Annotated in this window: 2 protein-coding genes; both read right to left on the bottom strand. The window is 66.4% G+C overall.

Annotation, left to right across the window (positions count from 1 at the left end; genetic code table 11):
* Nucleotides 1–1,062 (bottom strand): 2-oxoacid:ferredoxin oxidoreductase subunit beta (locus ACIA5F_RS30875; protein WP_399358774.1); only part of this gene is annotated, 1,062 nt, incomplete at its 3' end.
* 475 nt (nt 1,063–1,537) lie between these two features.
* Nucleotides 1,538–3,398, bottom strand: a 1,861-nt coding sequence (locus ACIA5F_RS30870) for a 2-oxoacid:acceptor oxidoreductase subunit alpha (protein ID WP_399358772.1), incomplete at its 5' end; no start/stop codon positions are given.

Raw genomic sequence — 3,398 nt, 5'->3', positions numbered from 1 at the left:
GGGGATGGTCCAGGTGTTGGTGCCGGTGAGGAGGGTGGTGAGGTTTCCGGGGCCTTGGGTGGTGGTGGCGGTGGTGATTTGTTGGTTGGTGAGGTGGTCGTAGGTGGGTTGTGGGGTGTTGCGGAAGATGCCGATGGGGGTGTGGTGGAGGGTGTTGGGGTTGGCGAGGCGGGAGAGGGCGAAGGCTTGGGTGGGGTTGGGGTCGTGGGTGTTGTGGGTGATGAGGTGGTGTTGGTTGTGGGGGGTGATGGTGGTGGGGTGGAGGTTGCCGGTGGTGGGGTCGCGGGTGATGCCTTGGGTGTGGTCGGTGCCGTAGCGGATGGGTTGTCCGTGTTCGAGGCGGATGAGGGTGTCGGGGTGTCGGGTGGGGTTTTTGAGGGTGTCGAAGGCGCCGTCGTTGAAGATGTTGCAGTTCTGGTAGATCTCGATGAGTGCGGTGCCTTGGTGGTGGGCTGCGGCGCGGAGGGTGGTGGTGAGGTGGTGGCGGTCGGAGTCGATGGTGCGGGCGACGAAGGTGGCTTCGGCTCCGAGGGCGAGGGAGATGGGGTTGAAGGGGTTGTCGAGGGAGCCCATGGGGGTGGATTTGGTGATTTTGCCGGTTTCTGAGGTGGGGGAGTACTGGCCTTTGGTGAGGCCGTAGATGCGGTTGTTGAAGAGGAGGATTTTGAGGTTGATGTTGCGGCGGAGGGCGTGGATGAGGTGGTTTCCGCCGATGGAGAGGGCGTCTCCGTCGCCGGTGACGACCCAGACGGAGAGGTCCTGGCGGGTGGTGGCGAGGCCGGTGGCGATGGCGGGTGCGCGTCCGTGGATGGAGTGCATGCCGTAGGTGTTCATGTAGTAGGGGAATCGTGAGGAGCAGCCGATTCCTGAGATGAAGACGATGTTCTCGCGGGGGATGCCGAGTTCGGGCATGAAGCTCTGTACGGCGGCGAGGACGGCGTAGTCGCCGCAGCCGGGGCACCAGCGGACTTCCTGGTCGGTTTTGAAGTCTTTCGCGGTCTGGGGTGTGGTGGTCCGTGGCACGAGGGGCAGGAACCCGGCCCCGGCCGGAACCGTGACCACACCCGCACCCGCGCTTCCCGCGCCCGGTCCCGCACCCGTTCCTGCGCCTGCGCCCGCACCCGGTCCCGCGCTTCCCGCGCCCGGTCCTGCGCCTGCGCCTGCGTCGGTGGTGGCCGCACCCGTTCCCGCGCCTGCGTCGGTGGTGACCGTGCCCGCCTCTGTTTCCGTGCTGGCGGTGGCCGCACCCGTTTCCGTGCTTTCCGGTGCTGTGCTTTCCGTGCCGGCGGTGACTGTTCCGGTCTTCGTGCCGGCGGTGCCCGTCCCTGAAGCCGGTCCGGTGGTGGCTGCCCCCGTTCCCGTTCCTGTTCCCGCACCTGTGCCGGTGGTGGCCGTGCCCTTTCCTGAGGCCGGTCCGGTGGTGGCTGCCCCTGTTTCTGGTCCTGGTCCTGTTTCTGGTCCTGTTCCTGGTCCGGTGGTTTTGGTGGTTTCTGTTTTGTCTGTGTTTCCGGCCTTGTTTCCGGTGGGGGTGTTGGCCTCAGGCATGGATGGTTTCCTTGAGGGTTTCGGCCAGGTGGTGGGAGGTGAAGGGCATGCCGTTGATTTGGGTGTGGGATTGGGTGGGGGTGAGGTATTTGGCTCGGATGAGGGTGGCGAGTTGTCCGAGGTTCATTTCGGGGATGATGATTTTTTTGTATTGGGTGAGGAGGGTGGGGAGGTTGTGGGGGAGGGGGTTGAGGTGGCGGAGGTGGGCTTGGGCGATGGGGTGGCCTTGTGCGCGGAGTTGTCGGACGGCTGCGGTGATGGGTCCGTAGGTGGAGCCCCAGCCGAGGACGAGGGTGTCGGCGTGGTGGGGGTCGTCGGCGGTGAGGGTGGGGGTGGTGATGTTGTCGATTTTGGCTTGGCGGGTGCGGACCATGTGTTCGTGGTTGGCGGGGTCGTAGGAGATGTTTCCGGTGCCGTCCTGTTTTTCGATGCCGCCGATGCGGTGCTGGAGGTGGGGGGTGCCGGGGAGGGCCCAGGGGCGGGCGAGGGTTTCGGGGTTGCGTTTGTAGGGCCAGAAGGTGGGGGTGCCGTCGGGGAGGGTGTGGTTGGGGAGGGTGGTGAAGTCGGGGGTGAGGTCGGGGAGGGTGTGGGTGGGGGGGATGCGCCAGGGTTCGGAGCCGTTGGCGAGGTAGCCGTCGGAGAGGAGGAAGACGGGGGTGCGGTAGGTGAGGGCGATGCGGGCGGCTTCGAGGGCGGCGTCGAAGCAGTCGGTGGGGGTCTGGGGGGCGATGACGGGGACGGGGGATTCTCCGTTGCGTCCGTACATGGCCTGGAGGAGGTCGGCTTGTTCGGTTTTGGTGGGGAGGCCGGTGGAGGGGCCGCCGCGTTGGATGTTGATGATGAGGAGGGGGAGTTCGAGGGAGACGGCGAGGCCGATGGTCTCGGATTTGAGGGCGATGCCGGGGCCGGAGGTGGTGGTGACGGCGAGGGCTCCGCCGAAGGCGGCTCCGAGGGCGGCTCCGATGCCGGCGATTTCGTCTTCGGCCTGGAAGGTGGTGATGTTGAAGTTTTTGTGGCGGGCGAGTTCGTGGAGGATGTCGGAGGCGGGGGTGATGGGGTAGGAGCCGAGGTAGAGGGGGAGTCCGGCTTGGTGGGCGGCGGCGATGAGGCCGTAGGAGAGGGCGAGGTTGCCGGTGATGTTGCGGTAGGTGCCGGGGGGGAAAGCGTGGGTGGCGGGGGGGATTTCGTAGGAGACGGCGAAGTCTTCGGTGGTTTCGCCGAAGTTCCAGCCGGCGCGGAGTGCGGTGATGTTGGCTTCCGCGATGTGCGGCTTTTTCGCGAATTTGGTGCGGAGGAAGTGTTCGGTGTCCTGGGTGGGGCGGTGGTACATCCAGGAGAGGAGGCCGAGGGCGAACATGTTTTTGCTGCGTTCGGCTTCTTTGCGGGGGAGGCCGCTGGTTTTGAGGGCTTCGAGGGTGAGGGTGGTGAGGGGGACGGGGTGGAGGTGGTAGGCGTCGAGGGTGCCGTCCTCGAGGGGGTTGGTGCGGTAGCCGACTTTCGCGAGGGGGCGTTTGGTGAACTCGTCGGTGTTGATGATGATCTGGGCGCCGTGGGGGAGGTCGGCGAGGTTGGCTTTCAGGGCGGCGGGGTTCATCGCGACGAGGACGTCGGGGGCGTCGCCGGGGGTGAGGATGTCGTGGTCGGCGAAGTGGAGCTGGAACGAGGACACCCCGGGCAGGGTCCCGGCGGGGGCACGGATCTCGGCGGGAAAGTTCGGGAGGGTCGAGAGATCGTTGCCGAACGTCGCGGTCTCCGAGGTGAACCGGTCCCCGGTCAGCTGCATACCGTCACCCGAGTCACCCGCGAACCGGATCACCACCCGGTCCAACCGACGCACCTCCTTCCCACCACGG

The organism is Streptomyces sp. NPDC051567, from assembly GCF_044454165.1.
GTDB lineage: Bacteria > Actinomycetota > Actinomycetes > Streptomycetales > Streptomycetaceae > Streptomyces.
The sequence above is the reverse complement of the archived record's forward strand: the minus strand, read 5'-3'. Positions and strand labels throughout refer to the sequence as shown.